Here is a 26068-nt window from a genome sequence, read left to right on the forward strand (position 1 = left end):
TATTTTATAGATAGTTCAAACCTAAAAATATTTCCTGTTCAAGCGGAAGGTCAATTTCACTTTCAAAAAAGATTAATTGTCTTTTATAAACCGTTTCGATGAGATAGTGATTCCCTCTAAAATAAGTTCTTCTGATTTTTACCGGCAAATTAGACTCGGTAACCATTTTAAACTGATGCGGATACACCAAAGTTTTATGCATTTGATCTTCATACGGAACCAACAAATGTGTAGGAACTTCGTTGACCTCTCCAAAAAGTGAGGCTACATATTTCGTTTCAGGATCTTCATAAATTTTTGTTGGATTGTCCTTAATAATAACTTCTCCGTTACGCATCACAATGGCTTCATCGGCAAATGACAAAGCATCTGTACTATCGTGTGTAGCAATAATACAGGTAATTCCTTTTTGTTTCAAATAGCGAAATAAGTTTCGGCGTAATGCATTTTTTCTAAAAGCATCAATTTGACTGAAGGGTTCATCCAGTAAAATCACCTCAGGCTCTAAAGCTAAAACTCTCACCAGCGCCACTCTCTGCTGCTGACCACCACTCAAAAATTTAGCTTTCACGTTCGAAAACTGCTCCATTTCGACCATCTCCAATAATTCCTGGACACGCAGTTTTTTCATATTTGCAAAACCATTCGAAAGAAACTTCCCAACATTCTCCGCAACTGTTTCATAAGGAGACAAATCAAAATCCTGAGCCAGATATTTCATAAATGGCATTCCGGGAATCAAATTGTACTTTGGTCCTAAAATAGGCTTCTCATTATAAAAAATCTTGCCTTCATCCAGGTTGTACAAGCCGTACATAAGTTTTAAAAGTGTACTTTTCCCGCAGCCGCTTTCACCAATAATGGCAATATTCTCACCTTTATTTATGGTAAAAGAAACGTTTTTTATAACAGGGTTTTCGGTGTACGAAAAAGAAATATTTTGAATGTCGAGCATGGGTTATATTTGAAAGTCCAAATTTACAATGTTTAATTTCTAAAGTCAAAAAAAAGCTGCTTCAATTATGAAACAGCTTTTAAGAAATTTTATTGTAGTTTGAAATTATTTTCCAGCCTGAGCTTTAGCATCATTTACCATTTTGTCGTTTGCAGTGATAGAAAACTCTACACGACGGTTTTGTGCTCTTCCTTCCGGTGTGTCGTTTGTCGCAATTGGATCAACAATACCTAAACCTGAAGTTTTGAAACGGCTTGATTTTAATCCTTTTGAAACTAAATAAGCCTGTACCGAAGCAGCTCTTTGTCCTGAAAGTGTCAAATTGTATTCCGGTCTTCCTGTATTATCAGTATATCCAAAAATTTGAATATCAGTATCTCCATACTCGTTAAATACTGGTACCAATTTATCTAAATTTGCTTTAGCCTGAGGTGTCAAAGTAGATTTATTAGTATCAAAACGCACTGCATTTTCATTTAAAGTTAAGTGAATTCCTTCTCCTACTCTTTCTACGTTTGCACCTGGTAAAGCCTGATCAATTTCACGGGCTTGTTTATCCATTTTGTTTCCAATAAGAGCACCGGTTCCTCCACCTACAGCAGCTCCAATTGCAGCTCCCAAAGCAGCATTTCCGCCTTTTCCTAGGTTATTACCTAAAACAGCACCTATGATACCACCCGCAACTACTCCAATTCCGGCACCTTTTTGTGTGTTATTTGCATTTTTTACTGAATCGCAGCTTGTAAAAAAACTTGCTAATACTAGCAAACAACTCAAACTTAAAACGGTTATCTTTCTCATCTTTCTATATTTTTATTTTTAATTGGCTCTTTGAAATTGGTACACTACATCTTTTGTTTGTCCACCTACGTTAATGTTATCAATCAACTGAAATGAATTATCAGTCAAACCTGCAACTTTTAATAGGTATCCATCTCTTACCTTTTTAGCTTTTATCCCAGCATCCAAAATTTTAAGAACAAACATTCCCTGATTATTAACACTCCAAACAATTGGTGAATTAAATCCGGTGCAGCTTGCTGCTGTCAAAGCCATTGACCCTTTGTTGTTATTTGAAATGAAATTCCACGTACTTCCGATGAAGCATTTAGAATCTGCAAGATCAAAAGAATTTACCTTGATATATTCAGAACCGGGATAAGAAACATTGGTTAAAACCCAATTTCCTTTAATAGCTACCTGAGTAGGTCTGTCAAGTTTAGTCGATAGTGTGGGTGCTCCATTTGAAGCTGTTGTAGACGAAGCTGATTTACACGCAAAAAACATCGCGGCCATCATGCAAATGAAAATAATTTTCTTCATTTTGTACATTTTTTTTAGAGTTAATACTGACACGTTTAACAATTATTATACCACAAAGATACAATTCATAGGGATATCTCGGGTTTCAGAATCTAATTATTTTCTTTCAAAATTAACACTTACGCCATTTTGTCACCCAAAAAACAATTGGTATTCTATTTGAAGAAATGAAAATCATCACATTAAACTAAAAAATAAAAAAATATGACAACAGGTAAAATTAATGTTTCGGTTGAAAACATCTTTCCCTTAATCAAAAAATTCTTATACAGCGATCACGAAATTTTCTTACGTGAGCTTGTTTCCAACGGAACTGACGCTACTTTAAAACTAAAACATCTTATTAGTATTGGCGAAGCTAAAGTAGAATACGGAAATCCGGTTATCGAAATCAAAGTAGACAAAGAAGGAAAAAAAATCCACATTATCGATCAGGGTCTTGGAATGACTGCTGACGAAGTGGAAAAATACATCAATCAGGTTGCTTTTTCAGGAGCGGAAGAATTCCTTGACAAATACAAAGATTCTGCTAAAGATTCAGGAATTATTGGTCACTTTGGTCTTGGTTTTTATTCTGCCTTTATGGTTGCAGAAAAAGTAGAAATCATTACAAAATCATACAAAGACGAACCTGCAGCACACTGGACATGTGACGGAAGCCCTGAATTTACTTTAGAGCCAGCTGATAAAACTTCACGTGGTACTGAAATCATCCTGCACATTGCTGAAGATTCTCTTGAATTTTTAGAAGATTCAAAAATCAGTGGATTATTGAATAAGTACAACAAGTTTATGCCTGTGCCAATTAAATTTGGAACCAGAACAGAAACACTTCCAAAACCGGAAGATGCTCCTGAAGATTATGTAAATGAAACTGTTGAAATCGACAACATCATCAACAATCCAAATCCGGCATGGACGAAACAACCAACTGAATTATCTGACGAAGACTACAAAAACTTCTACAGAGAATTATACCCAATGCAGTTTGAGGAGCCGTTGTTCAACATTCACTTAAATGTAGACTATCCTTTTAACTTAACCGGAATCTTGTATTTCCCTAAGTTAGGTTCGGACATGCAGATTCAAAAAGACAAAATTCAATTGTACCAAAACCAGGTTTACGTTACAGATAACGTAGAAGGAATTGTACCTGAATTTTTAACGATGTTAAAAGGTGTTATTGATTCACCGGATATTCCATTGAACGTTTCCCGTTCAGGATTACAAGCTGATGGTGCGGTTAAAAAGATCTCAAACTATATCACTCGTAAAGTAGCCGATAAACTAAAAGCTTTGTTCAATGAAAATCGTGCTGATTTTGAACAAAAATGGAACGACATTAAAATCGTTTTAGAATACGGAATGCTTTCTGAAGATAAATTCTACGAAAAAGCCGGTGCGTTTGTGTTGTACCCAACAGTTGACGATACCTACTTTACGCTGGAAGAATTAAAAGAAAAATTAAAAGAAAATCAAACCGACAAAGACGGAAAACTAATCGTTCTTTATGCCGGAAACAAAGATGCACAGCATTCTTATATTGAAACAGCAAAAGAAAAAGGATATGAAGTATTACTTTTAGACTCACCTATTATCTCACATTTAATTCAAAAAATTGAAGGCGACAATAGCGGTTTAACTTTTGTGCGTGTAGACTCTGATCACATTGATAATTTAATCAAGAAAGAAGAAAATACTATTTCTAAATTATCGGATGAAGAAAAAGAAACATTAAAAACTTCTTTAGAAACTTACATCCCTAAAGCATACTCTGTACAATTGGAAGCAATGGACAGTCAGGCGGCTCCGTTTATCATCACGCAACCTGAATTCATGCGAAGAATGAAAGAAATGAGTCAGTCAGGTGGTGGCGGAATGTTCGGAATGGGTAATATGCCGGAAATGTACAATTTGATTGTAAACACCAATTCGGACTTAGCGTCAAGCATCCTGAACACAGAAGACAAAACACATCAGGAACATTTGGTTAAACAAGCTTTAGACTTAGCTAAATTGTCACAAAACTTATTAAAAGGAGAAGCTTTAACCGCTTTCGTAAAAAGAAGTTTTGAAATGATCAAATAATTTTTTTGGCAATACAAGTTTTCAATATTACAATTAAGCCCTGCAAATTTACTTGCAGGGCTTTTTACTTTTAGAAAAACAGCCCTCAATCAAGCCCCTTTGAATCCAATTGATTTTTTTATTGCATTTCATTTTTTTTGTTACATTTGATTGCCTTTTAATCTAATCAAAAAACAAAAACTACTATGAAAAAGACAGTATTTTTACTACTAACCATTTGCGCAACAACACTAACACAAGTTTCCTGTTCGAGCAATGATGACACAAAAAACCAATCTGAATCTGACGTCACTTCAGTTGGAGCTTCTCTTACCATCGATGCCATAAATGATATGGACATCAAAACCGGGTTAATTGTTACAACAAAAAACACCTCCTCAGCAAAATCAGACGAGACAACACCAGGAATCTGTGGTGCAATTACAATTACACAACAAAGCCCAACCTCTTATCCTAAAGTTTTCACAGTTGATTACGGAACCGGATGTACCGACAATCTGATCAACAGAAAAGGAAAATTAAAAATCACGCTTTCCGGACCAATAATTACTACCGGAAGCAAAATAACCATCGAAAGAATCGATTATTCTTTTAATGGCATAAAATTGGAAGGAACAATAGAATACACCAACACAACAACTGTGGCAACTGTACCACAATGGAGCCGAAAAGTGACCAACGGAAAGTTCACTGATTTAGAAGGCAGAGTTTATCTTAACTCCGGAAGCTGGACTGTAAAACAAACTGCAGGTGTCGACACTCCTTATGTTCTGGAAGACAATACATATGAAATGACTGAAGGAAACCACACCATTACCAGTTCAAACGGAGCTGTATTGACCTTAACCGTTCAGGAATCATTGATTAAAAAATATTCATGTGATTTTATTTCCAAAGGAAAACTGAAAGTTCAGAGTAATTTACTAAACGGAGTAGTTGATTATGGCAACAATGATTGCGACAAAAAATTTACGTTCACAAACCAAAACGGAACTACATTTAATCTCTCCATGTAATACTCTTTATTCCCAAAAATATCAAATCCCAATTTAGAAATAGATTGGGATTTATTTTTTCGCAAAATTTAAATGCCACTACGTACATTCAAACTATTTTCTTTATTTTGCAGCAAAATCTAAAAAACCAATGAAAAAATCAATTATTGCTTTTGTTACTCTTGCCCTATTGGCATCATGCAGCAAAAAAGAATCAACTGACGGTTTGCACCTTACAGGAAATATAAAAGGATTAAAAAACGGAACTTTATATATTCAGAAAATCGTTGACACATCACTTGTTGCTATTGACAGCATTAAAATAGACGGAAATTCTGCATTTGAAACAAATATAAAACTAGAATCTCCTGAAATGTTATATTTATTCCTGGATCGCGGAGTAACCAACTCACTGGACAACAATGTTATGTTTTTCGCAGAACCCGGAAACATCAACATCGACACGAACCTGGATAACTTTATTTATGGTGCAAAAATTACAGGATCTAAAAATCAGGAATTATACGATGAGTATAAAAAGATAAATTCTCGTTTCAATGAAGAAAGCCTTGCTATGGTAGAATCGAGATTTAAGGCTGTAAAAAGAAAAGATCAGAAAGCCATTGACAGTATTAACATCAAACAGGAATCTAACATCAAAAGAAAGTATTTATACGCTACTAACTTTGCTCTAAACAATAAAGATCACGAAATAGCACCTTATATTGCTTTAGCTGAGATTTACGATATCAACGTTAAATTTTTAGACACGATTCAGAAATCAATGACGCCAAAAGTAGCCAATTCACTATACGGTAAGAAACTAACAAAATACGTTGCCGACATCAAGAAAGAGCAACAAAAATAGAATCCAACAAAAATGTCCTGAATAATCAGGACATTTTTTTTATATAAAATTTCATCTTTTTACCTCCTATCTTCCAAGCAGAGCACCCAAAATTCCAAATACAAATATAAGTCCGTATAAAGCAAGAATAGCCAGCATGAAAATGCCTATGAATTTATAATGTGATTTAAGATACCCCAGAGAACTGGTCAACAACTCTGAATCGTTCTCTCTAAAAGCTCTCTTTGTATTTACCGCAAACTTGTACAGATAATAAACCGGAAAGAAATAGATCGCAGCAATAAAAACATAAAAGAACCCCATTAACGCTCCAAAAGAACCTCCAAGACCTCCCATTCCCGCCATGCTATTTCCCATAGCCGAAAAGATAGTTCCTGCAAAAACGGCAATTAAAACCATCAACCCAATTCCTACGAATCCTAAAATAGACAGGAAATAAGCCCATTTGGCGGTTTCCTTTAAAAAGTCTTTAGCAGTTTGGTCAAGCTGTAACTCAAATTTTTCAAAAACTGATGTTTCTTCCATTATTAATATGTTTTTTAGTTAAGCAACAAACATAAGAAAAATAGCATTACAAATACATCCATGAAAAATAAGTCAGATACAAAAAAAAGACAACTTCAATTACATTTCATTTGACCCCAAGCTTGTTTCACACAGATTTCGCAGATCGCACAGATTTTCTACAGATACCTCCATTAATACATCCGCGCGCTTTGCGTAAAGCCTTGCGCTCTTCGCGGTTAAAAAACACACACAGATCATAGAGATTCTATTTCTCGAAAACATATATCCGGACAGATTTCACTTTGGAGCAAAAAAAAACCACTCACAAAATGTGAATGGTTTTTGAGCCGATAGAGGGACTCGAACCCACGACCTGCTGATTACAAATCAGCTGCTCTAGCCAGCTGAGCTACATCGGCCTTTTAACGCGTGCAAAACTACAATAGTTTTTTATATTTTCCAAAATAATTTTACAACTTTTTTGGTAAAAAACCACCCACAAAGTAGGTGGTTTTATGTTGAGCCGATAGAGGGACTCGAACCCACGACCTGCTGATTACAAATCAGCTGCTCTAGCCAGCTGAGCTACATCGGCCTCAATACGGGTGCAAATATAGAGCGGTTTTTCGTTTTCCCAAAATAAATTTGCACTTTTTTTATACTTTTTTTGCTTACAATTCGTTGATTTTAGCAATCAATTGATTAGCAGTTTCTTCCAACTCAACATTGATTTGTTTGAAGTGCGCTTTTTTGTTTTCAACATTCTTAGCGTTTACTTTTGTGATCAAAGTATCAAATGCAGCGATAGCCTGATCAACCAAAGCATTCGTTTCAGGGGTAGGATTTCCTGTTGTTGACATTTCAAATAAGTAAATTGCCTCAATAATATCTCCTAATACGAAATTGATATCTTTCTTTAAGTTTTTAACGTTTGCCATTTTTATTTTAATTTAAATTTGCGACTGCAAAAGTACATATAATCTTTTTATTACGCGCTATGAAATGTAAATTTCTAAAATTGAAGCATTTCCATTTAAAAGAAATGCATTTGTCTCAGTTCGAAACTAATACCTTTTCTACTCTACAATACCAGCTCTTTAATCGTTTCCATTGCTTTCTGAATGTGTTTTTCTGCATTCATACTATCAAAAATCAGAATAACTACTCCATTCTTATCGATAATATAAGTAACTCTTCCCGGCAAAAGACCAAATAGTGTATTACGCACCCCAAAAAGATGTCGCAATTTTTTATCCTGATCAGACAACAATATAAAAGGCAATTGATGTTTATTGGCAAATTTATGATGCGATTTTACAGTATCGCTGCTTATACCAATAACTTCAGCACCCAAGTCCTTGAAATCTTCGTATTGATCTCTAAAACTACAAGCTTCTGTCGTACATCCTGGTGTATTGTCTTTTGGGTAAAAATAAATCACGAGCGGCTTTCGTCCCAAAACACTTTGGCTTTCAAAAACTTCTCCATGATTATCTTTAGCAGTAAAATTCGGAACTATATCTCCTATTTTTAATGACATTTATTCTTCTCCTTTATAAGTTACAAAATTGCGGTCGGTTTCATTCAAAACAATTTCTAAATCAAAATCGGGTTGAATTCTCTTTTTAATTTTATTCCATATCACAACAGCAATATGCTCCGCTGTTGGATTCAAATCCTGAAATTCCGGAACATCCAGATTCAGGTTTTTGTGATCGAACGGAATCTCTACTTCTTCACGTATGATATCCGCTAATACTTTCACATCCAGAACAAAACCGGTTTCGGGGTCAATTTTTCCTGTAACACTTACTGTTAAACCATAATTATGACCATGAAAATTGGGGTTATTGCATTTTCCAAAAACGGCATCGTTTTTTTCAAATGTCCAATCTTTCCTGTACAATCGATGTGCAGCATTAAAATGTGCTTTTCTTGATATGGTTACTTTCATTTTGGTTGGTGGTTGGTTTAGTTTAAAGTTTGTGGTCTTCTAAATAATGATAAAATTCATCAAATATTATTTTAAACCATACGGTATAAATTTCGGGCTGTTGTTGAATATCTTCTTTTATATCTTCTATTTTCATCCATTTCCAATCCTCCACTTCGTCTGTATTGATAGCCGGATCATCATTAAAATACCCAATCATAACGTGATCGAGCTCATGTTCTGTCAAGCCATTATCAAAAGGAGCTTTATAAATAAAATGAAAGAGTTCCTTTAAGTCTGTCTTAAACCCCATTTCCTCAAAAAGTCTCCTGCTTCCGGCCTGGACATTTGTCTCTCCTTCACGCTGATGACTGCAGCATGTATTTGTCCAGAGTAAAGGTGAGTGATATTTTTGATGAGCACGTTGCTGTAACATTATTTCATTCTTATCATTTAAGACAAAAACCGAAAAAGCACGATGCAACATCGCTTTTTCATGTGCTTCCAATTTTGGCATTAAGCCAATTTGTTCATCCTGTTGGTTTACTAGTATTACGTTTTCTTCTGTCATAGGGCTTATTGATCAAACAAAAATACGAAAAAAGAAATGGCTTGAAAATCCTGAAAGAGATTGTGAAAAGTTTAACGAGCTTACAATCACACAAAAAACTAGCTATCAATAAAATACAAACCAATTAATCTTCAAAACTCTTTAAATACAAGCCTTAAAACTGAATTCCTTTGTTTTACGTAAATAATAAAAGTTAAAACATACTTAAAAAAATCTGAATTGTAAACTACGCGACATTTCTAGGCGAAATCTAGCCGTATCTTTGAAATACAGAATTAAAGCACTCCTAACAATGAAAACAAAAACTCAATTTCTCAGCCTTTGCTTTTTAATTCCGCTCTTTATTCTACAAGCATGCGGACAAAATGCAAAAAAACAAAATACAACAACGACGGCCATGGAAAACAAAATCAGCAAGCCCGGAAATCCTTATTATTCCAATACCGATACAACTAAACTCAATGTTAGTAATGCCGAATGGAAAAAAGTACTCCCTGAAGATGTCTATGCTGTAATGCGTGAAGCGGATACTGAAAGGCCTTTCACCGGAAAATACTGGAAAACAGATGAAAAAGGAACTTATTATTGCGCTTCATGTGGCAATAAACTTTTTCGCTCGGGAGCTAAATTTGCCAGCAGTTGCGGATGGCCCAGTTTCTTCGAACAAGACAACAAGAAAAGTGTTGTTTACAAAAATGACAACTCCCTTGGCATGGAAAGAATTGAAGCACTATGCGGACGTTGCGGCGGACACTTAGGTCATTTATTTGATGACGGACCTCCACCAACCGGAAAACGCTACTGTATGAATTCGATTGCACTTGACTTTATTCCCGATACTAAATAAAACTAAAAATGAAGAACTTATTCTTAATTAGCCTATTTGCATTGTCCTTAAATGGATTTGCACAAAACAGCAAAACAAAAAGCTCCTCAAATCTGGAAACAATTACACTTGGCGGAGGCTGTTATTGGTGCGTTGAAGCCGTTTACGAAAATCTGGCAGGGGTAAAATCTGTAGTCTCCGGTTTTTCAGGAGGAAAAGTAGCTAATCCAACCTATGAAGAGGTTTGTACAGGAACAACGGGTCATGCCGAAGTAGTCCAGATTACTTACGACAAAAACATAACGGATATCAATGAAATTTTCAAAGTTTTCTTTACCGTTCATGACCCAACAACCTTAAACAGACAAGGCGCTGATGTTGGCACACAATATCGATCTGTTATTTTTTACAAAAATGACGAACAAAAAAAGGCCGCAGAAAGTATTATTGCCGAACTGAACAAAGCAAAAGTCTACAGCAATCCGATTGTAACAAAAATAGAGCCTTTTAGAGCTTTTTACAAAGCCGAAGATTATCACCAAAATTATTATGCCAACAACAAAAACCAACCGTATTGTAAAATGGTGATCCTGCCTAAAATTGAAAAATTTGAAAAAGTTTTTAAAGACAAACTAAAAAAGAAATAGTACTTGTTTATAAAGGTTAACACAAGTTGCCGTTCACTATCGTGGACGGTTTTTTTATTATCTTTTCTCCCCAAAACACATCTTTAAGAACTCTTTTAAAACTACAAACTAATTTTACCGTAATTTGTATTCTCAAAATAATGTAAAAATGAAAGCACTTACCTTTTCTTCTTTCGGAAATTCTGATGTTTTGGAATATATTGAAATTCCGAATCCACAATTAAAAAGCGATGAGATTTTAGTCGAAACGAAAGCCATCGGATTAAACTTTGCCGATGTTTACAGACGAAAAGGGAACTATCATTTAAAAGGAAACCCTCCTTTTATTGCCGGTTACGAAGGCGCCGGAATTATAGTCGACGCCAACAATCATCCCGAATATAAAGTTGGCGATCGTGTAGCTTTCGCCGATGTCCCTTTTGCAAATGCAGAATTAGTCGCAGTAAACACAAACCACGTTTTACCTTTACCCGATACGATTTCTTTTGAAACCGCTGCCTCAGTTTTACTACAGGGTTTAACAGCGCATTACTTAGCGACTGACAGCCATAAAACTCAAAAAGATGAAACGGTATTAATTCATGCTGTAGCTGGTGGAGTTGGACAGATTCTAACACAAATCAGCAAACTTTTAGGTGCAAAAGTGATTGGTCTGACCTCATCTTCAGAGAAATCAAAAGTAGCATTTGAGCAAGGAGCTGATCATGTTTTTCTTTATAACGAAGACTGGAAATCACAAGTCTTCAAAATGACCCCAAAAGGCGTCGATGTTGTTTACGACAGTATAGGAAGCACTTTAAACGAAAGCTTTGAAGTTACAAAAGAATGCGGACAAGTAGTTTTCTTCGGAATGGCTGGCGGTGATCCGGAACCGGTAGATCCGCGAATGTTAATGGACGGTTCTAAAACGCTCACAGGAGGAGATTTATGGAGCTACCTGAATTCCAAAGAGGAGAGAATCAAAAGAGCAACGCAATTATTCCGCTGGATTTCTGACGGAAAAATCAAACTTTCCGAACCAACTTCTTTCAAATTATCAGAAGGAAAACTAGCACATGACTATCTGGAAAGCCGAAAAAGCACCGGTAAAATCATTCTGATTCCTTGATTTTTTTTTGCCACGAATTCACGAATCATATAAAATAAAATTCGTGAATTCGTAGCATTTTTTTTTAAACGAAAAACCCTAAAGATTCCTCTTAAATCAACCTGTCAATTCCCATTTCGGTTATTTCAGACAATTCTAGTATTCGGGTTACATCCTTTTTATTAGCTACAAAAAACAAATAGCTATCTCCTTGGGTGTCGTAGCTCATTAATTCTAAATCTTGTTTTGTCAGTTCTTTTTGAATATACGGAAACAAATCATGACTGTACGTTTCTTCAGGATATTCAAAAGTAAAAGTTTCACCAATCATTTCTGAGATGAAATATTCTATATCTTCGGGATCAAATTTCCAGTCGCTGTGCCAAGAGTTTATTCCTTCAAAAAAGTCAAATTCGTAATCATATTCTTCATCCCCTTCCTCTAATCCAAAATTATCAAAAAGCACTTGAGATTGATCTTCCAGTAGACCTTCTTCAATATCTCCTCGTGAAAGCAATTGCAGGAATTCTCTAAAATGTTCTACTGAAACCTCATCTGGCATTAAACTTTCGGCAGAAGGCCGAATAATTGTCGATGACAATTCAATCCCCATGTATTCGCAAATTCCCTGAAGTACTATTTTGAAATCATTAAACCCTATTTCTTCAAGTTTATTCTTTGGCGCTTCGATATCAATTGGCTCAACTTCCAAAAGCCCCTTTGTATAATCAAAGAAATAACTACTTGAATACAGCAGCTTAAAATCATTTGACTCTATGCTATTGGTACAACAAAAGACAACAATAAAGTTTTGTAAAACGTGCTTCAGATGTTTTTTCATCTCTAATGAAGGCTCTGAATAAAATTCAATATGAAGGTAATTGTATATTGGCCCCTCCAACATTTCTTCATCAGAAAGCGGGGTAATATTCACCTTTTTGTACAATTCGTTTAAAACTTCATACGAATTTTTAAATCCGCTCTTTTTTATCTCAGTCCTGCCTTCTTCATGATCAAATGAACCCGGAAAAGAATACATCGTCGCAGAAACTGTGTCGTGAATTCCTTTCATTTTAAAATCTATGCGACTTGACTCATTTTGCAGATAAGCATAGATAGAATCCAAAACATCAAAAGAAACAATTGATTCCGGATTGTTATTTCTTCCAAAGAAGTTAGAAAAGAAGTTTTTCATAAAAAACACTAAAGTATAAAGTCAAGAATACACTTTACAAACATACTACTTTTACTATAAAAAACACTCTATTTCAAGGCCTCGGCAATCATTAAAGCACATTTTTCTCCATCAATGGCTGCAGAAATAATACCTCCGGCATATCCGGCACCTTCTCCACACGGATACAAGCCTTTAATTTGCAAATGCTCATAAGTCATAGGATCTCTAGGGATTCGAACTGGTGATGACGTACGACTTTCCGGAGCATGTAAAATAGCTTCATTGGTTAAATAACCGCGCATTGATTTCCCAAATTCTTTAAACCCTTCACGTAGAATTTGCGACAAAAATCCCGGAAAAACCTGCCCCATCTCAACCGATGTTGTTCCGGGAACATAAGAAGTTTTCGGAATATCAGCTGAAACTTTATTCTGTGTAAAGTCGATCATTCGCTGAGCAGGAACCTTTTGAGTTTCTCCAGCCAAATGCCATGCTTTTTGTTCAATACTTTTTTGAAATTCCATTCCGGCCAAAGCTCCAAACTTTGCAAAAGGCTTAAAATCTTCCAACTTTAATTCGATTACAATTCCTGAATTTGCCGTAACCTGATCTCGTTTCGAAGGCGACCAACCATTAGTAACCACCTCACCCGGGCTCGTTGCGCAAGGTGCAATTACACCACCCGGGCACATACAAAACGAATACATTCCGCGACCGTTGACCTGTTTTACAATAGAATATGGCGCAGGAGGCAGATGCTCCCCTCGATAATCACAACTGTACTGAATACTATCAATTAATTGCTGAGAATGTTCTGCACGAACTCCTAAAGCAAAAGGTTTTGCTTCTATAAAAATTTTCTTTTTGTCTAATAACTCAAAAATATCACGTGCTGAATGTCCTGTTGCCAGGATTAATTTATTGGCCAGAATCTTGTCGCCGTTTTGAATAACGACACCCTCAACTTCATTATTCTTTACCAGAATATCGGTAACGCGTGTATCAAACAAAACCTGACCACCAAACTCTATGATTTTATTTCGAATATCTTCAATAATTTTTGGCAATTTATTGGTTCCAATGTGTGGATGTGCTTCTATGAGAATATCTTCAGAAGCTCCAAAAGCAACAAGCAATTCTAAAATTCGGGTTACATCTCCACGTTTTTTAGAACGTGTGTATAATTTTCCATCTGAATAGGTTCCTGCTCCGCCTTCACCAAAACAATAATTAGAATCTTCGTTAACGATATGTTCACGATTTATTGCTTTTAAATCACGACGACGTCCGCGTACATCCTTTCCGCGCTCCAGTACAATTGGTTTTAAACCTAACTCTATTAATTGAAGCGCCGCAAAAAGCCCTGCCGGACCTGCTCCAACCACAATTACTTCCTGCGCAGACGAAACATCCTTATATACTGGCAACTCTATTTTTGTTTCCTGAAAAGGTTCGCCCTGCAAATAGATAATAACTTTTAAATTGATTTTGATCGCTTTTTGACGCGCATCAATGGATCGTTTCAAGATCGAAACGTGCTGAATTTCTTTGGGAGAAACTTTTATTTGTTTAGACAAATGGTCTTTCAGCAACAATTCGTTTGCTGCTATTTCCGGTGTTACCTGAAGTAAAAGTTCTCTTGGCATTGTATTTTATTTATTCAAATTAGCTTTTCTTTCTATGAAAAGAACATGCAAAAGTACTATTTTGAAATGAAAATACATCAATTGAAAATTTTATCTGAACTAGGATGATAACGTTCTTTCACATTGAGTGAAGTCAAAATATAGCAAAGGTTCTCGACTCCGCTCGAACGGACAAAGGTTCACGACTTCGCTCGAACTGACATAGGGTCTCGACTTCGTCCGAACGGACATAGGGTCTCGACTCCGCTCGAACGGACAATAAGACAATTTCAAAGTGAAACTTCAAACTAACCTTTGTACCTTTGCCACTCTAAACCTTTGCACCTATAAATAATGTCCAGAAAAATAAAACTAATTTGGGATTTCCGTGGGCCAGCTTCTGCTAAAACAGCCGAGCATCATGAAATTCATTTAAAAGAATATATCGCCATAGAAAAACTACCGTTGAACATTACGGGGTTTTCAATAATAAACGATATGCACGCGATTGCTTTTATGGTAGTTACCGATGAAAATATGATTCCCGTAAGAGATGCTTTGAAGCCGCATCGGGGGGAAGTATTTGAAGGATAAAATTCTAATTTTTTCAAATTTCAAATTTCAAATTTCAATAAAAAAAAACCAAATTCCAATTGCTTAACTAGCTTGGAATTTGGTTTTTATATTTTCTTTATTTTGGAATTTAACTTTAGTTTGCGACTTCGCTGATAAACTTAATTCTCATCAAACGTAGTTCATCAATATCATAATCTCCATCGAATTCTTTTAATGCGTCTTCGATTTTATCAGATTCCGATTCCATGAAATAATCATGAATTTCTTCTTGCTGATCGTCATCCAGCATGTCATCAACCCAGTATTTGATATTTAGCTTGGTACCCGAATAAACGATTTGTTCCATTTCTTTGATCAAAGCGTCCATCGAAAGTCCTTTTGCAGAAGCGATATCACTTAATGGCAATTTTCTGTCGATGTTTTGAATGATATATAATTTATTAGCGGAGTTGACTCCTGTAGATTTGACTACTAAATCATCCGGACGAATGATATCATTATCCTCAACATATCTGCTGATTAAAGAAACGAAATCACCACCATATTTTTTAGCTTTCCCCTCACCTACACCATGAATATTAAATAGTTCCGTTAAAGTAATTGGGTATTTCAGAGCCATATCCTCAAGTGAAGGATCCTGAAAAACCACAAACGGAGGAACTCCTAATTTTTTAGCTACTTTTTTACGCAATTCACGCAGCATGCCCATTAAAACCTCATCGGCTGTTCCTGACGATTTTCCTGCGGTTACAATTGCTTCATCTTCAGATTCACTGTACTCATGATCTTCAGACATCATAAATGAAACCGGTTTTTTAATGAAGCTCAAACCTTCTTTTGTGATTTTCACTACACCATAAGTTTCAATATCTTTTGACAAATAACCTGCTACCAAAACTTGTCGGAGCAAGGCCATCCAATATTTCTCATCGTGGTCAGAGCCCGATCCAAAAAACGACTGGGTATCTGTTTTGTGTGCCTTAATTACGGCATTTATCCGGCCAATTAAGGTAAACACAATTTCTTTTGACTTATAAATATGCTTGGTATCGCGAACGATTTCCAACAATTTAACCACCTGATCTTTGGCTTCAATTCTTGTTTTAGGATTACGAACGTTGTCGTCCATATCTGCACCTTCACCAGTCTCGCTGTCGAATTCTTCACCAAAATAATGCAATAGAAACTTTCTGCGTGACATTGAAGTTTCGGCATACGCTACTACTTCCTGCAAAAGAGCAAATCCAATCTCTTGTTCCGCTACTGGCTTCCCGGACATGAATTTCTCCAACTTCTCTACATCTTTATAGGAGTAGTAAGCCAGACAATGTCCTTCTCCTCCATCACGACCGGCACGACCTGTTTCCTGATAATAACTCTCCAGTGATTTTGGAATATCATGATGAATTACAAAACGAACGTCCGGTTTGTCAATTCCCATTCCAAATGCAATAGTTGCCACTACCACATCAACGTCTTCCATCAGGAACATATCCTGATGTTTGGCACGGGTTTTAGCATCTAAACCTGCATGATACGGCACAGCACTGATCCCGTTAACTTGTAAAACTTCGGCAATAGACTCTACTTTTTTACGGCTTAGGCAGTAAATAATTCCGGATTTGCCTTTATGTTGCTTGATAAATCGAATAATATCCGACTCTATATTTTTTGTTTTTGTTCGAACTTCGTAGTACAAGTTCGGCCTGTTGAACGATGCTTTGAAAGTATTCGCATCGGCCATTTCAAGATTTTTCAATATATCCTCCTGAACTTTTGGGGTTGCAGTGGCGGTAAGTCCAATAATAGGTACTTTCCCTAATTGTTTGATTATATTTTTCAGATTACGGTATTCCGGTCTGAAATCATGACCCCACTCTGAAATACAATGCGCTTCGTCAATCGCTACAAAGGAAATGGATACACTTTGTAAAAAAGCCACATACTCTTCTTTTGTTAACGATTCAGGCGCTACATACAAAAGCTTAGTCAAACCTGAAGTGATGTCTTTTTTAACCTGGGCAATTTCTGTTTTGGTGAGAGAGGAATTTAACACATGGGCAATTCCGTTTTCTGAGGAAAGGCTTCGAATAGCATCAACCTGATTTTTCATCAAAGCTATCAAAGGAGAAACAACTATGGCCGTTCCGTCCTGAATTAAAGCGGGTAATTGATAACAAAGAGACTTTCCACCGCCAGTTGGCATAATTACAAAAGTATTCTTCTTCTCTAAAATACTCGTAATGACTTGCTCCTGCAAGCCCTTAAATTGGCTAAAGCCGAAATACTTCTTTAATTCCTTGTGTATTTCAATTTCGTTTGAATTCATTCTTTATATTAATGGATATTTTGTATAAATTTGCAACACATAAAGATACAACTTTCTTTTATACATACAAATTTTAAATATTCTGTTTTGATCACAAAAGAAAATATATTGGCTATCGCCAAAAAAACCATACTATCTGAAAGCGAAGCAATTACAAAGCTAATTGATTTTTTAGACGAAAATTTCTACGAAGCTGTCCAACGTATTTACGAAACTAAAGGCCGATTGATCGTTACAGGCATCGGAAAAAGCGCCATTATTGCTCAAAAAATGGTCGCTACTTTTAACTCAACCGGTACACCTTCTATGTTCCTTCATGCCTCAGAAGCCATACACGGTGATTTGGGTATGATACAAAACGAAGACATCATAATCTGCATTTCAAAAAGCGGAAACAGTCCTGAAATAAAAGTATTGGTTCCTTTGTTAAAACGTTTCGGAAACATCCTGATTGGGATGACCGGGAATGTAACTTCATTTTTAGCTAAAGGCTCTGACTATGTATTAGACACCACTGTCGAAACAGAAGCCTGCCCGATCAATCTGGCACCAACCAACAGTACCACTGCTCAACTTGTTATGGGAGATGCCTTAGCGGTTTGTCTGATGGAAATGCGCGATTTTAAACCCGAAGATTTTGCAGTTTATCATCCTGGCGGAGCTTTAGGAAAAAAACTATTACTTCGTGTTAAAGACATGATTGAACATTCGTTAAAACCAATGGTTACTCCTGATACCTCTATCAAAAAAGCAATTTTTGAGATCTCTGAAAAAAGACTGGGTGTAACTGCGGTAATCGAAAACGACAAAATTATCGGAATCATTACCGACGGAGACATCCGAAGAATGCTAAATGACGTAGATACTATTGCTGATTTAACTGCAAAAGATATTATGTCTAAAAATCCTAAATTCGTATCTTCAGAAACAATGGCGGTTGACGCTTTGAATATCTTAGAAGATTTTTCGATAACGCAGCTTATTGTTGCAGATAATGGAGAGTACAAAGGAGTATTACATTTACATGACATTTTAAAAGAAGGAATCGTATAATGGCAAAAAAAAACCTTGGCGAGATGTCATTTCTGGATCATCTTGAAGAATTAAGATGGTTGCTGGTTAGAAGTACAATTGCAACTATGATAATGGCATTTGTAACCTATTTTATAAGTGACTATTTATTTGACGAAATTATTCTTGGCCCAACCCGACCTACTTTTTTTACTTATGTTTGGTTCTGCGATTTATCACACCAACTAGGCTTTGCTGACAGCATCTGTATCACACAGCTGAATTTCATTATCCAAAATACAGAAATGGAAGGTCAGGTAAATATCTTTGTATGGATGTGTCTTTTAGCTGGTTTTATTCTGAGTTTTCCATATATTTTATGGGAAATCTGGAAATTTATCAGCCCTGCTTTATATGAAAAAGAGCGAAAAAATGCCAGAGTATTTATTTTCACCTCTTCTTTACTTTTCTTTTTAGGGGTACTGTTCGGATATTTCGTCGTGATCCCAATGTCGGTAAATTTCGTTGCCACTTTTTCTGTGAGTGATGTTGTAAAAAATCAATTCACATTAGACTCTTATATGGGAATGGTGAAAACAAGTATACTGGGAAGTGCCATCTTTTTTGAACTGCCAATTGCCATCTACTTTTTAACTAAATTAGGATTAGTAACTCCTGAATTCTTAAGAAAATATTGGAAATACGCCGTCATTATCATCTTGATTATCGCAGCGATTGTAACACCTCCTGATGTAGTGAGCCAAACTATTGTAGCGATACCAATGTTGCTTATCTACGAAGTGAGTATCCTGATTTCTAAGATTGTTTATCGAAATAAAATGAAAGAAAATGTCTGATATCATAAAAGAATTTAATGATTACCGTTCTAAAATGAACGAAAAATTGTTGGCTGACAATAATAAAATTGTAAAAAGAATTTTCAATCTTGACACCAATGCTTATGCTCCCGGAGCTCTTGATGTTAAAACAAAAGAGCTTTTAGGATTAGTAGCCTCAGCTGTTTTGCGTTGTGATGATTGTGTAAAATACCATCTTGAAACCAGCCATAAAGAAGGTGTTACGAAAGAAGAAATGATGGAAGCTATGGGGATTGCAACTTTAGTTGGCGGAACCATCGTAATTCCACATTTGAGAAGAGCATACGAATTTTGGGAAGCTTTAGAAGAAGCTGAAACTAAATAATTGTTAATACGTTTATTTGTTGAATCGTTTATTTGTTAATTTGTAGCGAATAAACGATTCACACGTTTAAACGATTAAACTTAAAAAATGAAATTAAGAGCCGATAATTTAATAAAAACCTATAAAGGACGCAGTGTTGTAAAAGGAATTTCCGTTGAAGTTAATCAAGGGGAAATTGTAGGTCTTTTGGGACCTAACGGTGCCGGAAAAACGACTTCGTTTTACATGATTGTAGGATTGGTTAAACCTAACTCAGGAAATATTTATCTGGACGATCTGAATATTACCGATTATCCTATGTACAAACGTGCTCAACAAGGAATTGGCTATTTAGCACAGGAAGCTTCTGTTTTTAGAAAATTAAGCATCGAAGACAATATTCTGAGTGTTTTACAATTGACTAAACTATCGAAAGAAGCTCAGATCGCCAAAATGGAAAGTTTAATTGAAGAATTCAGCTTAGAACACATTCGTACCAACCGTGGAGATTTGCTTTCGGGTGGAGAACGTCGTCGTACTGAGATTGCACGTGCTCTGGCAACAGATCCAAAATTCATTTTACTAGATGAACCTTTTGCAGGAGTTGACCCGGTTGCGGTTGAAGACATTCAGAGAATTGTAGCACAGTTGAAAAATAAGAACATCGGAATTTTAATTACCGACCACAACGTTCAGGAAACTTTAGCCATCACCGATAAAACATACTTAATGTTTGAGGGTGGAATTTTAAAAGCGGGAGTACCTGAAGAATTAGTGGAAGATGAAATGGTTCGTCGTGTTTACCTGGGGCAAAATTTTGAACTTCGTAAAAAGAAACTTGAATTTTAAGAAAGTATACGGTCGCAGTTTTCAGTCTCAGGAAAACTGAAAACTGCGACTGAAAACTATTCCACAGTAATAAACTGCAATTGTTCTAAATCTCCGTTGTAAATATTCACATCTACGGTACGCTTGATTCCCGGTAAAGTTGCTTTTTCAGTAAATTGCCAGAATAACCAATCTTCTTCAATCTTCTCTCTGTAGAAATTATAATTAGCAATCCAGAATAAATATTCTCCAAATTCTTCTTTAAGAAAATCACCATAATAACGCTCTCCGGTATAAATAATCGGACGTACCTGATAATGCGCCTCAACCTTATTCAACCAGCGTTTTAATCCTTTCTTCAAACTGTCTAATGACTGATTTTTAGGCAATCTTTCGATATCTAAAACCGGAGGCAGATCCCCTTTTTGTAATTTTACTGTTTTAATAAACAAATCTGCCTGTTCTATCGAATTTTCGTTGGGACGATAATAGTGATAAGCCCCACGAATAATTTTATGCTTTTTCGCGCCTAACCAATTGTGCATAAACTGCCTGTCGACTTTATTATTTCCTGCCGTAGCCCGGATAAAAACAAACTGGACCGGATATTTTTCTTCCAAAACCTCAACATCACTCCAATGTACGGTTCCCTGAAATTCAGAAACGTCAATACCGATTACTTTTCCTTTGTGATTTTCCAGAACCTGGACATTTCTAACATCAGAAAGATGTTTCTCTACAGCATCCTCTTCCAGAACTTTATTTGATTTAAAGCCTAGATAATAAGCCAGTCCATCACGATAATGATAAACTGTCGCAAAAAAAAGTAATACTAAAAAAGAGTAAATAATAAAACGAAGTCCGCTCGCTAAAATTGACCTCTGAGGTTTCGATTTTCGGGAGTAAGAAGCTCTTCGGGTGGTCGTTTTTCTTGCCATTCCAAATAAAACTACTTTTTCAAAAAGATATTATTCACTACTGAAAGCAATACATAAATGATAATAATTAACGGAATTGCCATATACTGCAATAACACCACCAAAACCAAACAAATCAATAAAAATACAATTTGCAGGACATTATCTTTTACAGTAAACTTTTTAATCTTTAAAGCGAACAATGGAATTTCGGCATTTAAAATATAAGCACTGCATAAAGTAATTCCCAAAAGAACCCAATGATTGGTTAACATTTCAAATATAAATAATGAATCCGAGAAATCGATAACTAATGGAAGGCTTAAAATAAAAAGCGCATTCGCCGGAGTTGGCAAACCTATAAACGAATCAGTCTGACGTGTATCAATATTGAAATTAGCCAATCGGTAACAAGAACCTAATGTTACAATAAATCCAAGAAAAGGAACGATTGTTAAAGCAACTTCATTGTTCGGGTCAGCACTTTTTAAGAACAAACTGTACATTACATAACCCGGAACAACACCACTGGTTACCATATCTGCTAACGAATCCAACTGTAATCCAAGCGGACTTGAAACTTTGAACAATCGGGCAAAAAAACCATCAAAAAAATCAAAAAAGATCCCTAAGGAAACCATGCAAAAAGCCATTAAAAAGTTCTCTTGAGAAACAAAAACAACAGCAATACAGCCGCAGAACAAGTTGATTAATGTGATTAAATTAGGAATGTGTTTTTTAATGTTCATGATTTATATTTTTAACAAATGGTGAAGGGCAAATTTCGTATAAATAAGCGACATTAGTAGCAAAAATTTCTATTAAAATTCTCTTCTTTCAAAAGCTTTATAAACATTTTCTCCTGAAAAATTTAAGTTTTACAATAATTTCAATTAGATGAGTAAAATATTATATTTTTGATGAAAATTAAAACAGACTCCGGTTTGCTAAAATATATCCGTTGAAGAAAATCTTTGTATTTTTATTATTGTGGAGTTGCACCTTACAGTATGCACAAACCGTTCGAAAATATTCGAATGAGTTTATGAATATTGGTGTTGATGCAGCCGCCTTAGGAATGTCGGGTGCTGTTGTCGCTTCTACCAATGATGTCAATTCTGTTTATTGGAATCCGGCTGGTCTTACTCATCTTGAGGATCATCAAATTTCATTGATGCACGCCAATTACTTTGCCAATATTGCACAATACGACTACATTGGATATGCCAGCCCGATTGATGACAGAAGTGCCTGGGGAATTTCGATGATTCGTTTTGGAGTTGATGATATCATGGACACCACTCAATTGATCGACAATCAGGGAAATATAGACTACAATCGAATCAGATTGTTCTCTACTGCCGATTATGGTTTTACTTTTTCTTACGCGAGAAAATTACCTGTAGATGGTTTTCAGTATGGTGTAAATGCAAAAGTAATCAGAAGGGTTATTGGAAAATTTGCCAATTCCTGGGGCTTTGGCTTTGACTTTGGCCTTCAATTTGAAAGAAATGGATGGAATTTTGGTTTGATGCTTCGAGATATTACCACTACTTATAATGTATGGAATATTAATGAAGAGGAATACAAGAAAATTGCCAATGCCATTCCGGGAGAAAACAACGAATTACCAGAAAGTACTGAGATTACTTTACCAAAAGCTCAACTGGGAGTTTCTAAAAAAATTGAGTTTCACGGCGATTATAGTCTTTTGGTCGCTACCAATTTAAACATGCGTTTCGAGCAAACCAATGATATTATTTCCTCAAAAGTGGTTAGTATAGATCCTGCTTTGGGATTTGAATTTGGCTATACTAATCTTGTATTTTTAAGAGCAGGAGCAGGAAATTTTCAAAACGTAACTCAGCTGGATAATACTGAAAAGTTAAATTTTCAACCCAACATTGGCCTTGGTTTTAAATACAAAGGCATTCAGGTGGATTATGCTCTGACTGATTTAGGAAATCAAAGCACCGCTTTATACTCTAATATTTTTTCATTAAAAGTAGATTTAGGTATCTTTAGATAATATTTGTTAACCGTTAAACTTCTTAAAATTTTAAATTATGAAAAATGTCCTTTTCAAAAAAACACTTTTTAGTTTACTATTATTACTAGGTTTTTTAGGTTATAGCCAAAATGTACCCTTATCAAAAGAGGCTAAAATAAGCGTTATTACCTGCGGATTGGGTAACGAAAGTTATAGTTATTTTGGCCACACCGCCATTCGTGTTACTGATCTGGCGAACAATATCGATGTTGTCTACAATTACGGTAATTTTGATTTTAGAACACCTAATTTTGTCGCTAAGTTCGCGAAGGGGGATTTACAGTATTTTGTCAGTGTACGATCATTTCCTGAGTTTATAAACGATTATACTAACGAAAAAAGAAGTGTTTTCGAGCAGGAACTTTTGATCTCTCCAGATTTAAAACAAAAACTTTTTGACAATTTAAATGCGGCCGCATTCTCTGAGGAACGATATTACACCTATAAATTTATCGACAAAAACTGTACTTCGATGGTTGTAGATGTCATCAATAAATCTTTAAAGGCAAATATTGTAACTAAAAAAGGAGATACAACTGAAACCTATCGATCTATTTTGTTTCCTTACTTCAAAGATCATTTTTATGAGCAGCTGGGAACCAGTATTATTTTCGGAACAAAAGTAGACCAGGCAGGTACGAAGATCTTTTTACCCTTCGAATTAAAAAACAGTTTAGAAAAGACTACTTTTCAGAATCAGCCTTTAGTAAGTAAAAGCAAAACGCTCCTAAATTTTGAAAAAGAGATTCCAAGTTCATGGTGGAATAATATTTACACTTACCTCCTGCTATTGGGCTTTGTAGTTTTGGCACACCATAAAGTGGTAGATAAAATTTATCTTTTAATCTTATCGTTGATAGGAATCTTTTTTGTTACGGTTGGGTTCTACTCGCTTCATCAGGAACTGGCAATGAACTATAATGTACTTTTATTAAGTCCGCTTTTATTGGTATTAATCCTCTTTTCGCTCTTAAAAAACAAAAGATGGACGTATCGATTCGCAGTTCTACATTTACTATTTTTGATCGTTTACACCCTTTTTATGATCAACAAAGCGCACTTCTTTATTGTTCTGCCAATGATCATAACTAGTGGATTTGTTTTGGTAAGAGTAGCAATCCGAAACAAAAAACGTATTCCAATTATTATCTAATTTACTGTCCGCGGTAAAACAGAACGGTGGTAATCGTTTTAAAAGTAATGCTCAAATCTAAAAAGATACTTCTGTGCTTGATATAGTACAAGTCGTACTGCAGTTTGATCAAACTCTCCTCTATAGATTCTCCGTAAGAATAGTTTACTTGCGCCCAACCAGTAAGTCCTGGTTTTATAACGTGTCTTGTCTCGTAAAAAGGCATTATACGAGCTATTTCATCCACAAAAAATGGTCGCTCAGGTCTTGGCCCTATTACAGCCATATCGCCCTTTAAAATATTAAAAAACTGCGGTAATTCGTCAATTCTTGATTTGCGCATCATTTTACCGAAAGGCGTAATCCGTTTATCATTTGAAGTAGCGAAAACAATCCCATTAGACTCCGAGTTTTCTACCATAGTTCGAAACTTATAGATTTTAAAAACAACTCCGTTTTTACCTACGCGTTCCTGCGTGTAAAACAAAGTCCCTTTATTCGCTAACAAATTCGTAACAAGAATAACGGGAATAAACAGAAAACAAATCAACAGCCCGGTAATGGAGAACAACAACTCTATGAAACGAACAAAAAACAAGTATAATTTATTACTATTATTTCTGCTGAAGGGAAAGAATCTATAAAAATCACGGGCTATATAATGTACCGGAATACGCTGTGTTTTACTTTCGTAAACCTGAGTATACTCCCTAATGATATTTCCTGATTCTAACAAGTGAAGTAATTGCTGGTATAAATCGGCAGTGATTCCATCTGTTTTTTGGGAAGCAATCACAATCTCCGAAACCTGATTACGAGCTACAAACTCTTCTAAATCTTTCTTTTTGACTTCTTTTACATAATGAAAGTTTGAATCTTCTTCTGAAATTGCATCTGAATTTACAAAACCAATAATTTTATAATGCGGGTCAACATTCTCAAGTCCCAAAACCAATTCTTCAACCTGATTCTGGTCACATATTAAAACTACATTCTGAGAAAAACGATGCGATGCCAAAAAGTAAACATAAAACAAACGCCACAATAACAATGTAACAAGTATTGTAAAATAAAAAATTACGATAATTAATCGCTGTTTAGGCAATTCCGGAGATAAAACAGGGGTAAATAAGTAAGCGAGACTTGAAGCTGTGGCCGTAAATATTACACTTTGAAGAATTTGCAACTGACTGCTGGCAACCTGTAAATTGTACATTTCAAATATTATTCCAAAGGCGTATACATAAGTCAGAAGTAAAAGTATACTTGGGAAATTTTTCTTATCAAAAACAAAATAGTTATAATGAAATACTAAACTTAACAGATACAATGCGGACAAAATAAAAACAACATCAAAAAGAAGAAGTAATACTTTTCTTTCCGAAATTTCGAAATGCATTTTTTGGTTTGAAAACATTTAATAAGTTTGTTAGGGGCTTAA

Annotated in this window: 27 protein-coding genes and 2 tRNA genes; 13 read left to right on the plus strand and 16 right to left on the minus strand. The window is 35.5% G+C overall.

Annotation, left to right across the window (positions count from 1 at the left end; genetic code table 11):
- Window positions 1-4 precede the first annotated feature (4 nt).
- From C245_RS0101910 to C245_RS0101920, 3 genes are all read right to left on the minus strand, one after another.
- The gene (locus C245_RS0101910) at window positions 5-955 is read right to left on the minus strand and encodes an ABC transporter ATP-binding protein (RefSeq protein ID WP_017494898.1); all 951 of its coding nucleotides are present in this window, start codon (window positions 953-955) and stop codon (window positions 5-7) included.
- Window positions 956-1060: 105 nt separating this feature from the next.
- The gene (locus C245_RS0101915; RefSeq protein WP_017494899.1) at window positions 1061-1756 is read right to left on the minus strand and encodes an OmpA family protein; all 696 of its coding nucleotides are present in this window, start codon (window positions 1754-1756) and stop codon (window positions 1061-1063) included.
- Between the two features lie 18 nt (window positions 1757-1774).
- Entirely contained in the window at window positions 1775-2278 is a 504-nt protein-coding gene (locus tag C245_RS0101920) for a lipocalin family protein (RefSeq protein ID WP_026109809.1), read from the minus strand.
- A 204-nt stretch (window positions 2279-2482) separates the two neighbouring features.
- On the opposite strand from C245_RS0101920, the gene htpG reads away from it, so the two are divergent.
- The 3 genes from htpG to C245_RS0101935 all read left to right on the plus strand — a co-directional run bounded on the left by htpG (window position 2483) and on the right by C245_RS0101935 (window position 6229).
- Window positions 2483-4366, plus strand: coding sequence for a molecular chaperone HtpG (gene htpG / locus C245_RS0101925; protein WP_017494901.1), 1884 nt, complete (start codon window positions 2483-2485; stop codon window positions 4364-4366).
- Window positions 4367-4551: 185 nt separating this feature from the next.
- Window positions 4552-5382 (plus strand): hypothetical protein, encoded by an 831-nt coding sequence (locus C245_RS0101930; RefSeq protein WP_017494902.1) that lies wholly within the window; start codon window positions 4552-4554, stop codon window positions 5380-5382.
- A 130-nt stretch (window positions 5383-5512) separates the two neighbouring features.
- Window positions 5513-6229, plus strand: coding sequence for a DUF4369 domain-containing protein (locus C245_RS0101935; RefSeq protein WP_017494903.1), 717 nt, complete (start codon window positions 5513-5515; stop codon window positions 6227-6229).
- 66 nt (window positions 6230-6295) lie between these two features.
- On the opposite strand, the gene C245_RS0101940 is transcribed toward C245_RS0101935, so the two are convergent.
- The 7 genes from C245_RS0101940 to idi form a co-directional block, all read right to left on the minus strand.
- Entirely contained in the window at window positions 6296-6754 is a 459-nt protein-coding gene (locus tag C245_RS0101940) for a hypothetical protein (protein WP_017494904.1), read from the minus strand.
- A gap of 327 nt (window positions 6755-7081) precedes the next feature.
- A tRNA-Thr gene (locus C245_RS0101945) sits at window positions 7082-7155 on the minus strand.
- 102 nt (window positions 7156-7257) lie between these two features.
- Window positions 7258-7331, minus strand: a tRNA-Thr gene (locus tag C245_RS0101950).
- Between the two features lie 76 nt (window positions 7332-7407).
- On the minus strand, window positions 7408-7674 hold the full coding sequence (locus C245_RS0101955; protein ID WP_017494905.1) for a hypothetical protein: 267 nt from the start codon (window positions 7672-7674) through the stop codon (window positions 7408-7410).
- Between the two features lie 143 nt (window positions 7675-7817).
- A complete protein-coding gene (locus tag C245_RS0101960) occupies window positions 7818-8276 on the minus strand; it encodes a peroxiredoxin (protein WP_017494906.1) in 459 nt (152 codons plus the stop codon).
- On the minus strand, window positions 8277-8690 hold the full coding sequence (locus C245_RS0101965) for a 6-carboxytetrahydropterin synthase (RefSeq protein WP_017494907.1): 414 nt from the start codon (window positions 8688-8690) through the stop codon (window positions 8277-8279).
- Between the two features lie 22 nt (window positions 8691-8712).
- Window positions 8713-9240, minus strand: a complete 528-nt coding sequence (gene idi, locus C245_RS0101970; protein ID WP_017494908.1) for an isopentenyl-diphosphate Delta-isomerase — start codon at window positions 9238-9240, stop codon at window positions 8713-8715.
- A gap of 292 nt (window positions 9241-9532) precedes the next feature.
- On the opposite strand from idi, the gene msrB reads away from it, so the two are divergent.
- The 3 genes from msrB (at window position 9533) to C245_RS0101985 (ending at window position 11821) form a co-directional block, all read left to right on the plus strand.
- Window positions 9533-10087: a peptide-methionine (R)-S-oxide reductase MsrB gene (msrB, locus tag C245_RS0101975; RefSeq protein WP_017494909.1), complete on the plus strand. Its 555-nt coding sequence runs from the start codon at window positions 9533-9535 to the stop codon at window positions 10085-10087.
- An 8-nt stretch (window positions 10088-10095) separates the two neighbouring features.
- On the plus strand, window positions 10096-10713 hold the full coding sequence (msrA, locus tag C245_RS0101980) for a peptide-methionine (S)-S-oxide reductase MsrA (protein WP_026109810.1): 618 nt from the start codon (window positions 10096-10098) through the stop codon (window positions 10711-10713).
- Between the two features lie 148 nt (window positions 10714-10861).
- Window positions 10862-11821, plus strand: a complete 960-nt coding sequence (locus C245_RS0101985) for a quinone oxidoreductase (RefSeq protein ID WP_017494911.1) — start codon at window positions 10862-10864, stop codon at window positions 11819-11821.
- Between the two features lie 91 nt (window positions 11822-11912).
- Here C245_RS0101985 and C245_RS0101990 read toward each other — a convergent pair whose 3' ends face one another.
- Together C245_RS0101990 and C245_RS0101995 are read right to left on the minus strand one after the other, a co-directional pair.
- Entirely contained in the window at window positions 11913-12995 is a 1083-nt protein-coding gene (locus tag C245_RS0101990; protein ID WP_017494912.1) for a hypothetical protein, read from the minus strand.
- A gap of 68 nt (window positions 12996-13063) precedes the next feature.
- The gene (locus C245_RS0101995; protein ID WP_017494913.1) at window positions 13064-14623 is read right to left on the minus strand and encodes an NAD(P)/FAD-dependent oxidoreductase; all 1560 of its coding nucleotides are present in this window, start codon (window positions 14621-14623) and stop codon (window positions 13064-13066) included.
- A 333-nt stretch (window positions 14624-14956) separates the two neighbouring features.
- Between C245_RS0101995 and C245_RS0102000 the strand changes: the two genes are divergently transcribed.
- On the plus strand, window positions 14957-15196 hold the full coding sequence (locus tag C245_RS0102000) for a hypothetical protein (protein WP_017494914.1): 240 nt from the start codon (window positions 14957-14959) through the stop codon (window positions 15194-15196).
- A gap of 115 nt (window positions 15197-15311) precedes the next feature.
- On the opposite strand, the gene recQ is transcribed toward C245_RS0102000, so the two are convergent.
- The gene (recQ, locus tag C245_RS0102005; protein ID WP_017494915.1) at window positions 15312-17507 is read right to left on the minus strand and encodes a DNA helicase RecQ; all 2196 of its coding nucleotides are present in this window, start codon (window positions 17505-17507) and stop codon (window positions 15312-15314) included.
- Between the two features lie 87 nt (window positions 17508-17594).
- Here recQ and C245_RS0102010 point away from each other — a divergent pair, with 87 nt between their 5' ends.
- From C245_RS0102010 to lptB, 4 genes are all read left to right on the plus strand, one after another.
- Entirely contained in the window at window positions 17595-18560 is a 966-nt protein-coding gene (locus C245_RS0102010; protein ID WP_017494916.1) for an SIS domain-containing protein, read from the plus strand.
- Window positions 18560-19375, plus strand: a complete 816-nt coding sequence (tatC, locus tag C245_RS0102015) for a twin-arginine translocase subunit TatC (RefSeq protein WP_017494917.1) — start codon at window positions 18560-18562, stop codon at window positions 19373-19375. The genes C245_RS0102010 and tatC overlap by 1 nt, the downstream gene beginning before the upstream one ends.
- Complete coding sequence (locus tag C245_RS0102020) at window positions 19368-19721, plus strand: carboxymuconolactone decarboxylase family protein (RefSeq protein WP_017494918.1); 354 nt, start codon at window positions 19368-19370, stop codon at window positions 19719-19721. Before tatC ends, C245_RS0102020 begins: the two co-directional genes overlap by 8 nt.
- A gap of 87 nt (window positions 19722-19808) precedes the next feature.
- Window positions 19809-20549 (plus strand): LPS export ABC transporter ATP-binding protein, encoded by a 741-nt coding sequence (gene lptB / locus C245_RS0102025; protein WP_017494919.1) that lies wholly within the window; start codon window positions 19809-19811, stop codon window positions 20547-20549.
- Window positions 20550-20605: 56 nt separating this feature from the next.
- On the opposite strand, the gene C245_RS0102030 is transcribed toward lptB, so the two are convergent.
- Together C245_RS0102030 and C245_RS0102035 are read right to left on the minus strand one after the other, a co-directional pair.
- Window positions 20606-21466, minus strand: coding sequence for a glycoside hydrolase family 25 protein (locus C245_RS0102030; protein WP_017494920.1), 861 nt, complete (start codon window positions 21464-21466; stop codon window positions 20606-20608).
- Window positions 21467-21477: 11 nt separating this feature from the next.
- A complete protein-coding gene (locus C245_RS0102035) occupies window positions 21478-22194 on the minus strand; it encodes a phosphatidylcholine/phosphatidylserine synthase (protein ID WP_017494921.1) in 717 nt (238 codons plus the stop codon).
- Between the two features lie 296 nt (window positions 22195-22490).
- Between C245_RS0102035 and C245_RS0102040 the strand changes: the two genes are divergently transcribed.
- Window positions 22491-23474 (plus strand): PorV/PorQ family protein, encoded by a 984-nt coding sequence (locus C245_RS0102040; protein ID WP_017494922.1) that lies wholly within the window; start codon window positions 22491-22493, stop codon window positions 23472-23474.
- Between the two features lie 37 nt (window positions 23475-23511).
- Window positions 23512-24648 (plus strand): DUF4105 domain-containing protein, encoded by a 1137-nt coding sequence (locus tag C245_RS0102045; RefSeq protein WP_017494923.1) that lies wholly within the window; start codon window positions 23512-23514, stop codon window positions 24646-24648.
- A 1-nt stretch (window position 24649) separates the two neighbouring features.
- Here the strand turns inward: C245_RS0102045 and C245_RS0102050 are convergent, their stop codons facing one another.
- Window positions 24650-26044 carry a sugar transferase gene (locus C245_RS0102050; RefSeq protein WP_017494924.1) on the minus strand — a complete coding sequence of 465 codons (1395 nt, stop codon included), beginning with the start codon at window positions 26042-26044 and terminating at the stop codon, window positions 24650-24652.
- Window positions 26045-26068 lie beyond the last annotated feature (24 nt).

Source organism: Flavobacterium sp. WG21, assembly GCF_000335775.1.
Lineage (GTDB): Bacteria > Bacteroidota > Bacteroidia > Flavobacteriales > Flavobacteriaceae > Flavobacterium > Flavobacterium tructae.